The organism is Vibrio sp. N418, assembly GCF_000222565.1.
Lineage (GTDB): Bacteria > Pseudomonadota > Gammaproteobacteria > Enterobacterales > Vibrionaceae > Vibrio > Vibrio scophthalmi.
In genome coordinates this window covers 1-523 of sequence record NZ_AFWD01000097.1, presented here as the reverse complement: position 1 = coordinate 523, position 523 = coordinate 1, and the positions used below count along the sequence as shown (strand labels likewise).

Sequence of the window (523 nt, the reverse complement as noted above, 5' to 3'; positions counted from 1 at the left end):
GGTTGGCGTTGCTCACCACTTAACGCGGCGTTATACCACAAGGAGTAATAAGTGATTGTAGTTGCACGTTTTTCTTTTCCTCACGAAGCTCATATTGCGAAAGCAAGCCTAGAGAGCGCGGGAATCGAGAGTCATATCGCTGACGAGCACACGGTGAATACACAGTGGTTGTACTCAAACGCGATAGGTGGTGTTCGGCTAATGGTTGCAGAAGTTGACGCAGATGATGCGACTCAAATACTGAATAGCGACTTCTCAGAGTCATTGGAACATGGTGTTATTGCTGATAACGCACAGGACGTGTGTCCAAATTGTGGTAGTAAGGATTTATCCGCACATACCAAAGGTAAGCGACCAGCATTCTTAGTGTTTATTTTACTCGGATTTCCATTGTTCTTTTATAAGCATGGGTATAAATGTAATCAGTGTGGTGAGTTCAGTGAAACACTTTGAGCCGTGGTATAACAAAGCGTTTAAGACGGATTCCCAACGCTTTGCGTTTTCGGCTTACTTCGGTTTAAGT

1 protein-coding gene is annotated in these 523 nt (G+C 44.2%); it reads left to right on the top strand.

Going from position 1 to position 523, the window contains the following annotated elements; all coding sequences use genetic code 11:
- The first annotated feature begins 51 nt into the window (after positions 1-51).
- The gene (locus tag RH86_RS18825) at positions 52-453 is read left to right on the top strand and encodes a DUF2007 domain-containing protein (RefSeq protein ID WP_009387977.1); all 402 of its coding nucleotides are present in this window, start codon (positions 52-54) and stop codon (positions 451-453) included.
- The last annotated feature ends 70 nt before the right edge of the window (positions 454-523 follow it).